The sequence below is a fragment of the Aerosakkonema sp. BLCC-F183 genome (genome assembly GCF_041929145.1).
In the GTDB taxonomy this organism is placed as follows: Bacteria; Cyanobacteriota; Cyanobacteriia; order Cyanobacteriales; family Aerosakkonemataceae; genus Aerosakkonema.
Genome location: NZ_JBHFNU010000044.1, coordinates 188,934 through 207,261 on the forward strand (window position 1 = coordinate 188,934; position 18,328 = coordinate 207,261).

Here is an 18,328-nt window from a genome sequence, read left to right on the forward strand (position 1 = left end):
GGTACATCTCATCCCATCTATCGCTTGGTCTTGGTCTAACTATCTTGCTAAGCTAACGGCGGAAGAAGCTCACATACCGATCGATAGCGCTAATTGTACGCTATTGGTATTGGATGAGAATGGGAGATACTTTATTCATTAGCAAGGCATGAGCGTTAACCTCGATGCAGCCTTACTTTTAATGAGTTTATAAACCAGTGCATCAGGTAATAAAGTTATGAGTACAGTTCTGGTTGTAGAAGACAGCGTTACCCAAAGAGAGATGATCTCAGAGCTGCTCAAAGGCAGCGGACTCAATGTTACCGTGGCCAGCGATGGGGTCGAAGCAATGGAATACATTCAGGGTCGCTGTCCTGACTTAGTAGTTTTGGATATTGTTATGCCCAGAATGAACGGCTACGAGCTTTGCCGTCGCCTTAAGGCCGATCCGAAAACCCAAAATGTCCCTGTGGTAATGTGTTCTTCCAAAGGCGAAGAATTCGATCGCTACTGGGGTATGAAACAAGGAGCTGATGCCTACATCGCTAAGCCCTTTCAGCCCACCGAACTGATTGGAACGGTCAAACAGCTCCTGCGGGGATAGTCGAATACCTACCCTTATTGGTTATCGGTAAAGAATTAATTTTTGACTTTTCACTTGCAAATTTTGACTTTCGAGGGAGGGTGTTATGGTTGGAAGTCCGGACTTTTTAACTGGCAGAGGCCAAGATCAGGCTCCGGAATTCCAGGAATTAGAAAGCCCTGAAGGCGAGCTGCACTTGCGGTTTTACGTTTCTTCTGGTATGGAACTGGCACTGCCTGCAACGGGCATCCGCGAGGTTATTTCCCAACCTCCCGACCGGATTACTCCCATACCAAACGCTTCTCCTTTACTTTTGGGAACTCTAAACTTTAGGGGAAGGGTGATTTGGGTGGCTGACCTGGGACAATTTCTGGGAGACCAAGCTCCCTTGAATACCGATCGGCCAGAAATTCCGGTGATCGCAGTCGAAGATCAAGACACAATGTTAGGGTTAGCAGTTGACCAAATTGTTGGGATGGACTGGCTCGATGTGGATTTGGTGCAGATGCCGAACAATGCACCGGATAGTATGGCACCTTTCCTACGGGGTGAGTGGGTGTTAGATGCAGAAAGCAATCTGTGTTTGCGACTCTTGGATCAAGTGGCAATTCTGCGATCGGCACGATGGGCAGCATAAAATTAATTAAAAATTAAAAATTAAAAGGTAAGATAAATTTTTAATTTTTAATTTTTAATTTTTAATTTTTGGGAGGACGCAAATGGCATCCAGTACGGATTATAAGCAAAAATATAAACAGGCCGAAGCAGCCTATATGCAAGGCAACTACGAGCAGGCGGCAGAAATAGTCGATCGACTCGTGGATGATTTTCCCGACGATCCGGGTATCCGTCTGCTTCGCGGTCATATCTGCTGCGGATTGCAAGACTATAACCAAGCACGAGCACAGTATGAATTGGTGCTGACTCTGACGGATGACGATGAGTACGTTAACTATGCCAACAACGGTTTGGAGTACGTCAGCCAATGCGAAACTCCTCCTGACTCGGATACAGAACCGGAAAGTCTAGAAGATTATGAGGGGAGTGCAACCTACGCGGTCAATAGTCCAGACTATGCAGAGGAGCAAAATAATTGGCAACAAGAATATGCCGCTGCTAACGGGAGTACGGGATCGGATTATCAAAGTTTCAATCTAGATGAGGTAGACGATCTCTATCAGCCCCAGCTAGATGAAAGCTTTGATAATCCTTTTGCCCAGTCAAACGATGAGTACGATTCCCAAAATTACTCAGAAGAGGTAACAGCTTTTATCGACCCCTTTGCCAGCTCTCAAAGCTCGCCAAGTTACGCCGCCGAGCCTCAATACTATGGCGATGAGCAATCTGATGAGTCATCCGAAGAGATACCAGAATGGCTCTCAATGGAGCAAAATCAAAACTGGCAAAACTATGGACAAACAGAGGAATTACCGCAAGAATCTTCTCCCTTCGGTACAAAAAACTCGACTGACTACGGTGCAGCTGGCTATGACGAGGAACTTTACCCGCCAGAAGTAGATTCGGATTTTGACTCAACATTTACTCCCGCTCAAGAGCCACCAAACTTCGATGATTCATCATCCCAAAATCGAGAAACGCCACGCTCGCAAATGGGCAGAAATGGGGCAACATCAGAGCCTTCCTACTTCAGACGTCCGGTTGCTGAGGATGAAACAATTTTGTTAGGAGGAGAAGAGCCATACGGGACAGGTCAAAATTTACGCCCCTCATGGTCCAGTCCACCCGATCGCAATGGCTACAATCCGCAAAACAACTTTGACATGAATGCTTTTGACGCTGCTTTTGATCAAGATAGCGGCAGAAGCGATAACAGCATTTACAGATCCTCCCAGATGGGGTCGTCCGACTCGCAAATGGGTGCGGGAACGATCGGATTTTTGGAAGAATTTGATGAATTTGACGACGATTTGGGCAATATACCCGATTTTGAAAATATTCAAGATTCGGGTAGCCTCGCAGGTACAGAAAGCAGTGCTTCAGGGTTCGGAACGCTTGGCGGAGTCAGCAAACCGACTTCGGGTAGAATCCAACCCGACATAAACGATACTAGCGATCGCTCGGCTTTTGGTGATGATGACATCTTTCCTACCACCGAGCCACCTATTTTTATCCCTCAACCTGCCGATAGCCGCAGCCTCGAACCCAACGTCACGGTAGAGCAAGGTTGGCTGGCTTTCTTTGAAAACGCTCCAATGGCTCGCAAGCGCTGGATCACCGCTGGCGTTGTCGGTCTTACCTCCGCTGTCGCCGTTGCCACCATCAGCTTTGGCAGCCAACAGCTATTCAAACCAAAAAACAATGACGCCCTTGTGCAACTGCAAATGACTGGTTTGGCAATGGCCGGTATTGCAGGCGCGATCGGTTTTGGCACTAGCTTGGTGATGGGAGGGTTGACGGAAAAGCATATTCGCCGCGCCACCGCCGATTTGCAAGCTCAGTTCGATGCTGTCTCTCAAGGCAACTTGAACGTCCAAGCCACAGTTTACTCAGAAGATGAACTCGGTCAATTAGCTTCTGGGTTCAATCAAATGACCCGGATCATGCTCACGACAACCAGTGAAGCACAACGCCGCGCCGAAGAGCAAGAGCAGGCGAAAGAAGATTTGCAACGTCAGGTCATCCGACTGCTGGACGATGTGGAAGGAGCCGCCAGAGGAGACCTCACCGTGCAAGCAGAAGTCACTGCCGACGTACTGGGAGCCGTTGCCGATGCCTTTAACCTCACCATTCAAAACCTGCGCGATATCGTGCAACAGGTGAAAATAGCAGCCCGTCAAGTTAATAAAGGTTCCTCGGATAACGAACGGTTTGCCCGCGAACTTTCTGCCGATGCCCTGCGGCAAGCGGAAGAACTGGCGGTGACTTTGAACCAAGTGCAGGGCATGACTGAGTTGATCCGACGAGTGGCAGATAACGCCAAACAAGCAGAAGATGTGGCTCGCTCCGCTTCTGTGATGGCTATTAAGGGCGGCGAAGCTGTGGAACGAACGGTAGCCAGTATTCTGGGAATTCGGGAAACAGTAGCAGAAACTACGCGGAAAGTCAAGCGTTTGGCTGAATCGTCCCAGGAAATCGCCAAAATAGTTGCCTTGATCGCTCAAATCGCATCCCGTACTAACTTGTTGGCTCTCAACGCCAGTATTGAGGCAGCGAGGGCGGGAGAAGCGGGCCGAGGTTTTGCGATCGTCGCCGATGAAGTGCGGCAGCTGGCAGACAGATCGGCCAAAGCACTCAAGTCGATCGAAGAAATTGTGTTGCAAATCCAAAGCGAAACCGGTTCGGTCATGACCGCAATGGAAGAAGCCACCCAGCAGGTGATCGAAGTTACCAAACGGGCAGAGCAGTCCAAGCGCAGCCTCGACGACATCATTCAAGTGTCCAATCGCATTGACGCCTTGGTACGTTCGATTACCGCCGACACCATCCAGCAGACGCAAACTTCCTACAATGTGGCCCAAGTTGTCCAATCTGTCGAGCTGACCGCTCAAGAAACTTCTCAAGAAGCGCAGCGGGTATCGGGCTCGTTGCAACACTTGGTTGGTGTTGCCAGAGACTTACTGACATCCGTTGAGCGGTTCCGCGTGGAAACACCAGAAAGATGAAGGGAAAAAGAAGGCAAAAGTAAAAAGTCAAACCACAAAAGCAAAAGCAATAAGTCGCAAAAACGCTCCTAAAACCAGAAAAGAGCGTAACTTTCTGCTGTCTTTTTCCTTTTTCCCAATTCCATTTTCTTCTTTTCTAGATTATTTATCCGGTTTCACTGCAAACGCTTTATATCAAATCCGGGTTATTTACCCCCTTTATATTTTTCCTCTTCTCTCCATAAGCTCCCCTGCTTCCCCTGCGCTTCATTATAACGGGGGTCGTTAACCCGGATTTAGTATTAGCTCTCTTTTTCTTGCTTTCTCTCTCCCTCATCCGCCCAGATGTGCAGCATCACTAATGGAAATTGGGAGTAGGTTTTTGGGCACAATGAATTTTAAAGTATATACTTAAGTGGTGAGAGGCAAAAATAAGCAGTTTTACGGAATCGTGTAAAGAATAAAAACGATCGCAAAAATATACTGCACAAAAACAGGTAGTCACAATCTCAATATTGAGAGCCTATATTCAAAATTTAGGTTGGCAAACTGAGAAATAGATAATTCTTCATCAATCTCCACCAATCGTTCCGTTACACCTCACATCTGCCAGGGGTCAATTCCTCAAAACCCTGTCAGGGCCGACGCACCTTACCCTATAAGGTGATGGGTATTGTGAGGTTAGGATAAATTAGAGCTATCGGCTACAGTGCTGAGTACCGAGTAACCACGAAAAAGCGTAAAGTAAAGTACTTTTTTCCAAAACTACCTACAGTGTCGGCAAAAAACTAAAATTCAAAACTCAGCACACAGACACCACGCTGACGCGATCGCTCACGCTAACAAGCACTCTTATGGGGACATGGCTATGCTGCCGGAACAACAACAGCGCATACTGGGCTATTTCATTGAAGAAGCCAAAGATCATCTCAATACCATTCAACAGGGTTTGCTGAATCTGCAAAGTACCATTGATGACCAGGAAATGGTAAATGAGGTCTTTCGCGCTGCTCACTCGGTTAAAGGGGGGGCAGCAATGCTGGGTATTCACAGCATTCAAAAAACTTCTCACAGACTGGAAGACTATTTCAAAGAACTCAAAGAACGTCCGATTAAAGTTGACCAAAAGCTGGAAAACCTGTTTTTGCGGGTATTTGATACCCTCCAGTTGCTCTTAGACCATCTGCAAGGGCCTTTTGGGTTGTCGGAGGATGTGGGCGAAAATATCATGTCCGATGTCGAGCCGGTCTTTAATGAACTCAAACAGCATCTGGACTGGTTAGGAAATCAGGGCCGCCAGCCGAGCAAAGCGAAACCTTCCGAGTTGCCAGCACTAAATGTTGCCGATTTTGGGCAAGAGGTGATGGCAGTTTTGCGGGAAATGTTGCAGCTATTCAAACCACCGTCTTGGCCGAACAGCCGTCAAGAGCTGCAAGAGTGCTGCAATCGCTTGATTGCGCTTGGGGAAAAGTTTAATTTGCCAAACTGGATTAACTTGTTACGGATGTGCGAGGGTGCTTTAGCCAACGCCGAACATTCTCACACCACGCTTGCACCTGTTGTTATTAAAGAAATTAAAGCAGCTCAAGAATTGGTTTTGGCAGGTCGCGCTAATGAAATCTCTGCGTCGGCGCAACTGCAAGTACTTCAGCCTATAATTCCAGAACCCGAACCTGCGGCGGCAATCTCTGACGATGAGTTCGACGATTTGTTTTCGATCGGTTCGGAGCCGGAAAGTACAATAGACGAACCACTAGCGGCACAAATAGAATTAAGCGAACCCTTCGACTTTTCCGGTGGGCTGGATACGGATTATTCTGACTTTAGCTCTGTCACATCACAATTTTGGGAAACGGAAGAAGCACAACCTCATCAGCAAAAAGTATTTAGCAATTTCGACTCTTCCACCACAGCACACCCTGCTAAAACCGCCGACCCCACTGGCCCAGAAGTAGGCGCGGCAGAACTGAACACTTTAGCAGATCTGTTCGAGACAGATTTGGAACTCGATGCAACCTGGCAAGAAGAAGAAATTCTTACCGATGCTGCGGTTGAGCCTGCTCCACAACTCGTCAACGAGAGAGATGGAGATGAGGAAAATGAATTTGCCGACCTATTTGAGGATGTCTCTTCAGAAGAGCGATCGTTTGAATCTGGCGAATTCGATGATGACCTCAGCTTGTTTGATGAGGAAATGTTTGCAGAAGAAAGATCGCCCGCACCGATAACGCATCATCTTCAATTCGATCGTCTCGATGCAGAAGATGCAGAAGATGATTTCGCAGATCTGTTCGACGATATTACAGAAAAACCTGCTGAGTCGGCAAGGTCAAAGGCAGAAGACCCCCTTGGCCTATTTGATGAGGATATATTTGGAGAAGACAGCGACCCAGCGCCGAGAGGGGAAGGTCTCTATGATATCGATGACGAAAGCGAAGTTGTCGATTTGTTCGAGGAAGTTCCCAACACACGAGCGGCAACAAATCTAGAGGAAGATGATGCTCTGGGCTTGTTTGATGAAGCTTTATCGTCAGAAGATGGCTGGGCAGAATCCGGAGATGCGGATGAATTCAATTTAACGGTCAACGAGGACGAAGATCGCCCCAGTGCGATCGCATCTTCTGAAGGTGCAGACAATCTCAGCGAATTGTTCGCAGGTTTAGATGAAAATGACCTCAGTTGGCAAGAATTTCCCCAAGAGTCAAGTGTAAATTCTCAATCCGAAGTCTACGATGAGCAAGTTTCAGAGCAATTACTAACGGAATCTACTGACAGTTGGAATGCGGAATGGTCGGATGCGGATCTGACGGGGTTGACGGTAACGCAAGATTTCCAGACAGAGGTTCAAGCTGGCGGTTATGAGGAGGAAAATTTAGAGTTTGAATTTGAGGGTTTGGATTTTTCAATTGATGAAGATGCAGAAACGGTGCAGCCAAACGCTGTCAAATCGGAAGTTTCAAATGCTCAAATTGAAAGTAATGATGAGTCAGACCTTTTTAATTTAGAAGCAACCGAGATGGACTGGGGGGCAGAAACCAGTTCTGAAGAAAGAGAGGATTTGGCTGACCTAACGGATGATTTTGATACCAGTTTATTTGCAGAAAGTCAAGAGTTGGATTTTGATATCGGCGCAGAACGATCGCTTGCAGTTGATTCACCGATCGCATCTAGCGGCAAGCAGCAAGCTGCTGGTGCGTCTTCTGCTAGTAAAAACCAAGGGCAGGTATCTCGCCAGGAACTAAGCGCGGCGGACAGCTTAGATGACTTCTTTTCTTTAGATCGCGAAACTACAACCGAGTTCTGGGGCGAAACATTTGAAGAGCCAGATTTGGGTGTGGGAAATTCTGGGTTGGATGAAGGTTTTTTCTCGACTGAAGTTGACTCTGAGAGCGATTTAAAAATATTACCGTCCCAATTGCCCGATTATGAAGATATTTTTGCCGACAATTCCGGTGAAACTTTCTGGAATTTGGATGTAGAGGCGGATACCAACACTTCTTCATTGCTGGATGACTTTGATTCGGACGGGAACATTGATTTGTTTGGTGGTAGCGGGACTGGGGATACAAGCTTAAATATGGCCGCTCCCGCACTCACTAACGATCGATCGGATTTAAGTACACAATTGGATTGGGATAGTTTTGGCGATCGCAATGACGAAACAACGGCGCAATTTGACGATTATAACAATCAATCGTTGCTGCTCGAAGATAGTGGATTAAACGATCTGGATGCGTCTTTTGACGAAAATTGGGGTCTGGCAGCAGAAACCCCCACAACAAATCAGACAGGTTTGGAAAGCTGGGAGACGGCAGAAGATAATTTCCCAGACGACTTATTCGCAAATCCGTTTGACGCTCCTCAAAGCAGCACACCAAACGAAGAAGAAGACTTCAGTTTCAATACATTTGATTCGGCGGGTGACTTAAACATATTGTCTGCTGATGAGGCGGAATTAGAAACGAGCGAACAAGAGCCGGAATTAACTTTGACTCCAGAAGCTAGTGTTGCAGAAAATTGGCTGGAATGGGAAACGTCAAAAAGCGAAAACTTAGAGTATGGAGGGTTAGAGAACGAATATTCGTTTGATGAAACGCTTGCAGATACAGAAATGGCTTTTGCGGAAGAAACATCCGATTTGGAAGCTGGCTTATTCACCGATGTAGCAGCAGAGCTAGATATAGATTTTGCAGGTGTTACCCAAGCTGAGGAATTAACTGATGGGTGGAACGAAACAGATTTCCAACTAGACGGGGAATGGGAATCAGATTTAACATCACCACCTTTAGTTGCTGCGTCAGCGCCATTAAATATCGGCGCAGAAGACAGCCCAGAAGATGAGACATTGGCATGGCTGGAGGATGATTTATTTAATGACGATGACAATGGGGAATCGGTTAAACAGAATGTAAGGGAAAGCGAGCCAGAAGACGACGATTTTCTTGACTTATTTGCCAATTCTGACCCGGAAGATGGAGACTTTTCTCTTGAATTAGAAGGTTCGGAGTCAAGTGCGGAATCTTTAGATTTGGAATCGAGTTTTGATTTTGGCGATGCGGATCTAACTGCTGAAGGGATGGATCTAGATTTCGTTGCAGCTTCATCTTTAATGCCAGAAACTGCCAACGACAAGGCATTAGGTGGAACTGAAGAAGTAGACGGAAACGATGGATTGTTTGACGATTTTGCCGAATTAGAAGCGCTGCTAGATGAGGAAAAACCGATCGCAAACACGGTCGTTTCTTCTTCTCCCGCTCCCGCCAACCTTAGTGGTGGTGATGAATTTGCCGAGCTGGAAGCTTTGCTCTCAAGCGATCCGCTTCTCTCACCCAAGAGCCCTACAACCGCAAGAGCGTCCGTAACGCCACCGATTTCCAGTGGCGGTGTCGAAAAGGGCAAGAAGCCAGATGATGAGTTTGCCGATCTGGAACGAATGATATTGGAGGTGGACAAGCCTGCGGGTGGCGCAAGCGCGTCAAAATCCAGGTCAAGTCCAATTATGCCCAATAAGCGATCGGCGAGGTCGTGGTTTGAACAAACAATGAAGGTGCCTGTCAAGCACATGGACAACCTCAGCAATTTGGTTGGGGAACTGGTGGTGAACCGCAATACCTTAGAGCAGGATCAAGAAAGGCTGCGGCAATGTTTGGATAATTTGCTCAACCAAGTGCAGCAACTGAGCGATGTGGGAGCGAGGATGCAGGATCTGTACGAGCGATCGCTTTTGGAAGCTTCTCTGTTAGCTAGCCGCAAGAACTATCGCGCTGCTTTGATGTCTTCTTCTTCTGATGGCGGTACGATCGGACATCAAACGGGAGCAGACTACGACCCCCTGGAAATGGACAGGTTTACTTCTTTCCACACGCTCTCCCAAGAGATGATCGAGCTAATTGTGCGCGTGCGGGAGTCCACGTCTGACATTGAATTCGTCAGCGATGAAACCGACCAAGTATGTCGTCAATTCCGGCAGGTAAGTACGCAGCTGCAAGAAGGTCTGACTCGCGCCCGCATGGTGCCGTTTGGTGAGATCGAGCGGGTATTCCCGTTAATGCGTCATGTGCGGGACAAAGCGGCTGAGTCGGGTAAGCAGGCGGAGATCCGCATTGAAGGGCGGGAGACGCTGATCGACAAGTTGATTCTGGAACACTTTTCCGACCCCCTGAAGCACTTGGTCAATAATGCGATCGCGCACGGGATCGAAACTCCAGAAGTGCGGCAGCGTGCGGGTAAGCCTGCTACAGGTCGGATTACCATCCGCGCTTTCCACCAAGGTAACCAAACGGTGATTTCTTTCTCCGATGATGGTGCGGGTATTGATGTGGAACGGGTGAAGGCAAAGGCTGTGCAAAAAGGGTTGATGACAGCTGCGGAGGCGAAGGCGATGTCTCGCCACGATGCTTATCAACTTATCTATCATCCGAATTTCAGTACCAAGGATGAAGCCGACTTGTTGGCGGGTCGCGGTATTGGGATGGATGTGGTGCTGACATCGTTGAGCGAAATTCGCGGTAGCATTACCACAGATTCCAATACCGGTAAGGGAACTACTTTTACTATTCGCTTGCCTCTAACGCTGAGTATTTGCAAAGCTTTGTGCTGCATCAGCGACAAAGCTCGCATTGCTTTCCCGATGGACGGTGTGGAAGACGCGCTGGATATTGAAAAAGAACGCATTCAGATTAATGCTGAAGGCAATCCGTGTATTACTTGGCGCGATATGGTGTTGCCTTTCCGACCGCTCAGCGAGCTGCTGGCTTATAATCGCCAGTTGGGTCGGGGCAGTGTTTACGGTGGTACAAAGGAAGAAGATACGATTTCGATCGTCGTGCTGCGTAGCGCTGGCAATTTTATCGCTTTGCAAGTCGATCGCGTTTTGGGCGAACAGGAAATCGTTATTAAGCAATTGGAAGGGCCGATACCCAAACCGCTGGGCGTCGCGGGTGCTACGGTGCTGGGGGATGGGCGAATTATGCCGATCGGCGACGTTCTGGAGCTGATCGACTTGTCCTTGGGTCGGATTAGCATAGACACCAACCCTGTGTGGACGCGAGATCCCGGTCAGGTGGAAGACCACAAGGTCATGGAACAGCCGACTGTGCTGATTGTGGACGATTCGATTACAGTGCGGGAACTGCTCTCGATGACGTTCAACAAAGCTGGATATCGTGTGGAACAAGCTCGCGACGGTCAAGAAGCTTGGGATAAACTCAGATCCGGTCTGCCTTGCCAAATTGTGTTCTGCGATATCGAAATGCCCAGAATGGATGGTCTGGAGTTGCTCGCTCGCTTGCAGAAAGACCCCGACCTGAATCATTTGCCGGTGGCTATGCTCACTTCTCGCGGTGCGGAAAAACATCGCCAAATGGCAGTTGAACGCGGTGCTAGGGGCTACTTCACCAAACCTTATTTGGAAGAAGCTTTGCTGGATGCAGCGTCGCGAATGCTCAAGGGTGAGGTGTTGGTGACTAGCAGCAGCAACGCTTAAAAAAGGCAAAAGTCAAAAGTCAAAAGTCAAAAGTCAAAAGGCAAAAGTCAAAAGGCAAAAGAAAGACAATAGCTTTTTACTTTTGCTTTTGGAGTGCGATCGCTCTCAAGTGTGGATGGGCGATCGCTTTTTTGTCAAGCCGATGACTCGTTTATAGCGGGAAAGCGACTCGATAGAATACATAAGCAAACTGGTATATGTAATGTATTGAGAATTTCCAATATTTCCCGACGTATAGATTTTATAGCAACCGCCTTGGCGGTTAAGGCATTCTGAATTTTTGAAACCCTTGATTCTAACTTCTTCCCCTAGTCCCGACGCCCGACGCCCTAGTCCCGACGCCCTAGCTATAAGATAGCAGAGGGGCGCTAAACTGGAAAATGTTGCTTAAATTTCCTGCTATGTCCTATTCAGATAAACCGCTAAATTACCCAACTAGCCAAAAATTCGCACAAATCGATGATTATCATGGCATCTCAGTACAAGACCCCTATCGCTGGTTAGAAGATCCCGATGCGGACGAAACAAAAGCTTGGGTAGAAGCGCAAAACCAAGTCACATTTCAATATCTTCAAGAAATTCCAGTTCGAGAAAAAATTAAACAGCGCCTCACCCAACTTTGGGATTACGAAAAATACAGCATTCCCTTCAAAGAGGGAAACCGTTACTTTTATTTTAAAAATGATGGTTTGCAAAACCAAAGCGTACTTTATACCTTAAATTCTCTCGACGGCGAACCAAGGCAACTGCTCGACCCCAACAAACTTTCCGAAGATGGTACAGTTGCACTTGCCGGTATTGCTATCAGCGAAGATGGTAACTTAATGGCTTACGGTTTGTCTAGTTCCGGTTCTGATTGGCAAGAATGGAAAGTGCGCGATGTAGAAACAGGCAAAGATTTTGCAGATAACCTGAAATGGGTTAAGTTTTCCAGTGCTGCTTGGACGCACGACAATCAAGGATTTTTCTACAGTCGCTACGACGAACCGAACGAAAAAACGAAATTTGAAGATGTTAATTACTTTCAGAAACTTTTCTATCATCGCTTGGGAACACCTCAATCGGAAGATATCCTGATTTATCACAGACCAGACCAAAAAGAATGGGGATTCAGCGCTGGGGTTACGGAAGATGGCAAGTATTTGATTATCTCTGTTTGGCGGGTAACAGATCCCAAAAACTTGATTTTTTACAAAGATTTGACTAATTTCGGTGTAGGGGCGAAGCATTCAGGCGATAATTCCCCGGTTTTATCGAAAGATTTCGATCTGAATGCTTCGCCCGTACAGGAATTAATTAACGAATTCGATGCCAGCTACAGCTCGATCGATAATGATGGTTCTGTTTTCTGGTTCCGGACAGATTTGGATGCGCCGCGAGGTCGCGTTATTGCGATAGATATCACTAAGCCATCTCGCGATAATTGGCAAGAAATCATTCCGCAAGCTGAGGAAGTTTTAGAAGGTGTTGGTTTGCTGAATAATCAGTTTATTGCTGATTATTTGAAAGACGCCCGCACGCAAATCAAAATTTTCGATCTTAACGGCGCTTTTGTGCGGGAAGTGGAATTACCGGGAATCGGTTCGGCGGGTGGTTTTGGGGGCAAACGTCACGATAGGGAAACTTTTTACAACTTTACGAGTTTTACAACGCCGACAACTATTTATCGCTACGATATGGTGACTGGTGAAAGTGCGCTTTTCCGTCAGCCAAAAGTTGATTTTAACCCGGATGAATACGAAACAAAGCAAATATTTTACAGCAGTAAAGATGGTACGCAAGTGCCGATGTTTATCACCCACAAAAAGGGTTTGCAATTAGATGGGAATAATCCCACTTATCTGTATGGATACGGTGGTTTTAATGTGTCCCTGACACCCAGCTTTTCAGTTAGTCAATTGGTATGGATGGAGTTGGGGGGAGTTTTGGCTATTGCCAATCTGCGCGGTGGTGGTGAGTACGGAGAAGATTGGCATCAGGCGGGAATGAAGCTGAACAAGCAGAATGTTTTTGATGATTTTATTGGGGCGGCTGAGTGGTTAATTGCTAATGGCTATACGTCTTCTGCTAAGCTGGCGATCGCAGGCGGTAGCAATGGCGGTTTGTTGGTGGGTGCGTGCATGACTCAGCGCCCGGATTTGTTTGCGGCGGCGTTACCTGCTGTAGGCGTGATGGATATGTTGCGCTTCCATAAGTTTACAATTGGTTGGGCGTGGTGTTCTGAATATGGTTCGCCGGAAAATCCAGAGGAGTTTCCAGCACTTTACGCTTATTCGCCACTGCACAATCTCAAGTCGGGTGTGGCTTATCCGGCTACTTTAATTACTACTGCCGATCGCGATGATAGAGTAGTTCCGGCACATAGTTTTAAGTTTGCAGCTGCTTTGCAAACGGCGCACTCAGGCGATAATCCGGTGTTAATTCGCATTGAAACTAAAGCGGGACACGGTGCTGGGAAGCCGACAGCTAAGATTATTGAGGAAGCGGCTGATAAGTGGGCTTTTTTAGTGCGCGTTTTGGATGTGGCTGTTAGTTAAGAGAAGGTGGTGGGCAATGCCCACCCTACCAAGTACTCTTCCCTCTTCCCGACGCCCGACGCCCGACGCCCTAGCTATACAATAGAAATGAGTGCGACTGCTGCCCAAGTTAAATTTTTATGAATCTGAATGATTTTCTGATTTGGATTGTGGCTTTTTGGTGCGTTTTTTTGCTGATTTCGCTGCTAAGAGTTCCTTTTAACCAGATTCGCGGTTGGCTATTTGTCACGATATTTATTTTAGCTGTAATGGCAGGGATTTTTTACTTTGCTCCTGAATGGACTGGTTTTGTTGGTGGCAGTTTGTGGCTGATTTTTGTGTTGCTTCCCCTCAATGGTATGAGGAAGGCTAATCAACTGATTTCTGCGGGGCGCTACGCGGAAGCTCGCAAATTAATGGCAAAGTTGCGCTGGCTGCATCCAGCGGATGGATGGAGAGAACAACCTGCTTTATTGCGGGCGTTAGAAATAGGGCAGCGTGGCGATATGGCTGAGGCTCTCGCAATCTTAAAACGCTATCAGAATAATGCAACTTCCATAGGCAGAAATGCCACAGTTATACTTTATAAAATGGGGGCGCGTTGGGAAGAATTGCTGTTTTGGGTACGGAAGGATTTATCCGAAAAGATATTGTTTGAAGATTTGGGTGTTTCGTCCTACTACCTGCGAGCTTTGGGGGAAACAGGGGATTTAAATCGTTTGCTGCAAGAGTTCGATCGCTTGGAACGCAATTTAGAAAAAAGAGGCGATCCGGCAACAGTAAATACGGTGAGAATGTTTATTTTGGCATTTTGCGGTCAAACCGAAGAGTTGCAAAAATCTGTTTCCATTTCTTTGGCGATGTTGCCTAAAAATATGCGCCAATTTTGGTTGGCAACTGCGGAAATGGCAGCGGGAAATGAGGAAGTTGCTCGTCAGCAATTGTTGGCTTTGCACGATGAGGGCGATATGGGTTTCAGGAACGCGATCGCACTTCGTCTATCTCAGTCGCGCATCGATATACAGCAGGTATTAACTGAGTCTTCAAAACAGATTCTATCTCGCGTTGCTATTGAATTAAAGCACGAAGGTAAATACGGTAGAGCGGTGCTTAACGATAAGAAAGCATACGCTACATATGCGTTGATTTTGATAAATTTGGCAGTATTTTGCTTCACGATGTACTCATTAATAAACTCGCTAGGAACTGAGGGATTTGAGGGCGTATTATATCGTCTGGGTGCATTGGAACCAGGTGCATTTTGGGCTGGAGAATGGTGGCGGGCGTTGAATGCAACTTTTCTCCATGCAGGCTTTTTGCACTTAGGAATGAATATGATGGCTCTCTACGCTCTTGGTTCTTTTGTAGAACGCAGTCTCGGCATTTGGAGATATCTGATTTCCTACTTTACCAGTGGGATAGGGTCGATGTTGGTAATTGCGATTATAGCTAGATACGTGCCATCTCAAGCTCAAATTACGGTAGGTGCATCTGGTGCTATTATGGGTTTGATTGGCGTGATGGGAGCAATTATGCTCTCCGGTTGGTTGCGAGAAAAATCTCGTGTTGCTGCTAAAAATTTAAAAAGTATTCTGTTTATTGTGGTGCTACAATTCCTGTTTGATATAACGCATCCACAAATTAGCATTATCGGGCATAATGCCGGGTTAATAATTGGGTTTTTAACAGGGAATTTGTTGGTAATAAATTGGGGAAAGAAGAAGTAAGAATAATCGGGCGATCGCGCATTACAAATAAATCTCTGACATAGTGTTATGGACGCTAAATTGACCGCGCTTTTAGGCAGTCTCTTCATCTTTGGGATTTTGGAAAACTTGTTTCCTTTTTTCCAATATAAGCAGAGCTTTTCTAGAAGAGTAACTCACAATTTTGTGCTGGGGATAGTGAATGCGATCGCCTCCAGCTTAACCATTGTTTTGCTGTTAAAATGGGTTTGGCAACAAAACATTTGGTTGGGGTTATTTGCAGGAATTAAACAAACTTGGTTAGTAGCTATTTTAGCTTTTTTAATTCTCGATTTATATCTCTACTTTTGGCATCGATTAATGCACACTTTGCCTGTGGCGTGGCGATTTCATCGCGTGCATCATACCGAAATGGAGATGAATATTTCCACAGCTTATCGTTTTCACACTATGGAAGTGCTTGTCTCGAATTTGCCTAAAGTATTTCTGATTTGGCTATTTGGTATCGAGCCAATTCATGCAGCTATCTATGAATTACTCTTTACGATAGTTGTAGTATTTCACCACAGCAACTGGAACTTGCCATACAAAGTTGATAAATTTTTAAGTTATTTGATTGTCACGCCTAACTATCACCGCATACATCACTCGCAAATTGTCAAGGAAACAAACTCTAATTATGCCAGCCTTCTCAGCGTATGGGATAGATTTTTTAAATCGTATCGCTATAGTAAAAATCCCGAATCTATCAAAATAGGCTTAGTTGAATACCCTAGAGAACTCAACTTTGTGAAGTTGCTAAAGTTGCCGTTTTGAGAAAAGAAACCCGGTTTCTTCAAGAAACCGGGTTTCTGGGATCGTGAAACCCGGTTTCTGGGATCATTATTTACAGCATAAACTGCTGTAATACTTTGTCAATTTGAGTCGCACCTAAATTTTACCTCCAATTATTCCCTGGCATCATCATCGCCATTGTCAATCAGATATAATATGATAACTACAGCAACTGCCATTCCTAAAGATGGACACCATTGGTAAATTGCCAAAATACCAGAAGTAATTTCTAAAGCTTTTTCCAAACAATTAAAGTTATTCACGGAAGTACCTTTATTTGGGATACTTCCATTTTTTGTTGGGGAAGGTTGGATACCGGGGTGACAAAGGGTGAAAAAAAAGTTTCTTACGGTTGACTTATGGCTGAGTTTAATGGGACGATCGCATAAGTAATTATTCCAGGAGTTGTCATGGGGCGATCGCTTAGGGTTTCCCCAAAGTGCATTAATATAGTTAATGCTGCCCTCATAAAAAATGGCTATCCTAGCAAGCCAAAGTTTGCCGAACAGATCGACCCATCTTTATCTACTGTCAAGAACTTCTTCAGTGGCAAGCCTATTGATTTTGAAAATTTTGTCATAATTTGTGAGAAACTGGGGCTAGATTGGCAAGAAATTGCTGATAAAGACGAATTTAACAACCAATCAACCACAAGAATTACCACTGCACAACCTTCGCCTTTTATCACTGGCCCCTGCATCACCCAACCGCGCTACTTTTTCGGGAGACAGCGAGAACTCAAACGCATATTCGACTTACTAAAACGCCATCCCCTGCAAAACGCCGCCATTATCGGGAAACGGCGTAGCGGCAAAACTTCCCTGCTGCATTACCTGAAAAACATCACCACCACGCCAGCAGCACAGTTGCGCCCCAACCAAAAATCTGACTGGTTGCCCCATCCAGAGAATTATCGCTGGATATTCGTAGACTTGCAAGATCCGCGATCGCAGAGTCGAGAAGGATTGTTAGGCTATATATTACAATGCCTGGAAATGCCGATACCCAATCCTTGCGACTTAGATAAATTCATGGATGCGGTTAGCGGCAAATTGCAGAAACCTACAGTTATCTTACTCGACGAGATTGGCGTCGGATTGCAACGCTGTCCAGAATTAGATGATGGGTTTTGGGAGAGTTTGCGATCGCTTGCCACCAACTATACTCAAGGTAATCTAGCCTTTATCTTAGCGACACCCCAATCACCCATAGAATTAGCCCGTCACACCGGACACAGTTCGCCCTTTTTCAACATTTTCGGCTATAGCGCCACATTGGGAGCGTTGACAGAGGCAGAAGCGCGAGAATTGATAGCTAGTTCGCCCATACCTTTCCCAGAGGATGATATAAAGTGGATTTTAGCCGAAAGTGGATGCTGGCCGATGTTATTGCAAATCCTTTGTCGAGAAAGGTTATTTACTTTAGAAGATGGGGAAAGTGGGGATAATTGGCGGGAAGAAGGATTACAACAGATGCAACCATTTGTAGATTTATTGGATGGATAAAAAGTAAACTGAGTTAATGGCTTCGCTGATAACCCGCCCGGAAATCAATTTCCGGGCTAATAGCGAAAGTCCATTAAAATGGACTAAAAATATTGCTCAACAATTCTTCAGTCCTCTTCAGAGGACTTTCGCTATTAGCCTGCGATTTGAATCGCAGGCGGGCTTGAACTAAATTAGGAACAGTTACAGTTCCGGGTAAACTTTCTTGCATATTTAGCTATTGGCACACTTATGAGTATTTGGAAACAAGCACAATTGGAGAATGAATGATGCGTTACGCTGTGGTAATTGAAAAAGCAGAAGGTAATTATTCGGCTTATGTTCCCGATTTACCTGGGTGCGTAAGCGTTGGCGATACTATAGAAGAAGTGAAACAAAATATTCAAGAAGCGATCGAATTTCATTTAGAAGGAATGCAAGAAGATGGTTTACCTATTCCTCAACCAACTACTGAATGCGAATATGTAGAAGTTGCAGCAGTTGTGGGGTAATTAAGAATTGTAGATATGCCAATACTCGATAATGAACCTTTTATCCTCTATCTCCAATCTCCAAGACTCAACGATGAATCTTTAATACTCACTCACAAGTAATAAAGACTCGACAACGAGGCTCTGA

10 protein-coding genes are annotated in these 18,328 nt (G+C 46.0%); 9 read left to right on the forward strand and 1 reads right to left on the reverse strand.

Translation table 11 applies throughout. The annotated features are described in order from the left end of the window. The first annotated feature begins 217 nt into the window (after positions 1 to 217). The 7 genes from ACE1CD_RS12220 to ACE1CD_RS12250 all read left to right on the forward strand — a co-directional run bounded on the left by ACE1CD_RS12220 (position 218) and on the right by ACE1CD_RS12250 (position 16,187). The gene (locus tag ACE1CD_RS12220) at positions 218 to 583 is read left to right on the forward strand and encodes a PleD family two-component system response regulator (RefSeq protein ID WP_190465455.1); all 366 of its coding nucleotides are present in this window, start codon (positions 218 to 220) and stop codon (positions 581 to 583) included. Positions 584 to 668: 85 nt separating this feature from the next. Next, positions 669 to 1,199, forward strand: coding sequence for a chemotaxis protein CheW (locus tag ACE1CD_RS12225; protein ID WP_374796202.1), 531 nt, complete (start codon positions 669 to 671; stop codon positions 1,197 to 1,199). Between the two features lie 82 nt (positions 1,200 to 1,281). Then, entirely contained in the window at positions 1,282 to 4,185 is a 2,904-nt protein-coding gene (locus ACE1CD_RS12230; RefSeq protein ID WP_374824313.1) for a methyl-accepting chemotaxis protein, read from the forward strand. Between the two features lie 847 nt (positions 4,186 to 5,032). Beyond that, entirely contained in the window at positions 5,033 to 11,149 is a 6,117-nt protein-coding gene (locus tag ACE1CD_RS12235) for a response regulator (RefSeq protein WP_374824316.1), read from the forward strand. A 401-nt stretch (positions 11,150 to 11,550) separates the two neighbouring features. Further along, positions 11,551 to 13,686 carry a prolyl oligopeptidase family protein gene (locus ACE1CD_RS12240; RefSeq protein WP_374824319.1) on the forward strand — a complete coding sequence of 712 codons (2,136 nt, stop codon included), beginning with the start codon at positions 11,551 to 11,553 and terminating at the stop codon, positions 13,684 to 13,686. Between the two features lie 119 nt (positions 13,687 to 13,805). After that, complete coding sequence (locus tag ACE1CD_RS12245) at positions 13,806 to 15,392, forward strand: rhomboid family intramembrane serine protease (protein ID WP_374824322.1); 1,587 nt, start codon at positions 13,806 to 13,808, stop codon at positions 15,390 to 15,392. Positions 15,393 to 15,440: 48 nt separating this feature from the next. Continuing rightward, positions 15,441 to 16,187 carry a sterol desaturase family protein gene (locus tag ACE1CD_RS12250; protein WP_374824325.1) on the forward strand — a complete coding sequence of 249 codons (747 nt, stop codon included), beginning with the start codon at positions 15,441 to 15,443 and terminating at the stop codon, positions 16,185 to 16,187. Between the two features lie 131 nt (positions 16,188 to 16,318). Here the strand turns inward: ACE1CD_RS12250 and ACE1CD_RS12255 are convergent, their stop codons facing one another. After that, on the reverse strand, positions 16,319 to 16,468 hold the full coding sequence (locus ACE1CD_RS12255; RefSeq protein WP_374824328.1) for a hypothetical protein: 150 nt from the start codon (positions 16,466 to 16,468) through the stop codon (positions 16,319 to 16,321). Positions 16,469 to 16,615: 147 nt separating this feature from the next. On the opposite strand from ACE1CD_RS12255, the gene ACE1CD_RS12260 reads away from it, so the two are divergent. Together ACE1CD_RS12260 and ACE1CD_RS12265 are read left to right on the forward strand one after the other, a co-directional pair. Next, positions 16,616 to 17,710, forward strand: a complete 1,095-nt coding sequence (locus tag ACE1CD_RS12260) for an ATP-binding protein (protein WP_374824331.1) — start codon at positions 16,616 to 16,618, stop codon at positions 17,708 to 17,710. 269 nt (positions 17,711 to 17,979) lie between these two features. Then, on the forward strand, positions 17,980 to 18,201 hold the full coding sequence (locus ACE1CD_RS12265; RefSeq protein ID WP_190464832.1) for a type II toxin-antitoxin system HicB family antitoxin: 222 nt from the start codon (positions 17,980 to 17,982) through the stop codon (positions 18,199 to 18,201). Positions 18,202 to 18,328: the final 127 nt, after the last annotated feature.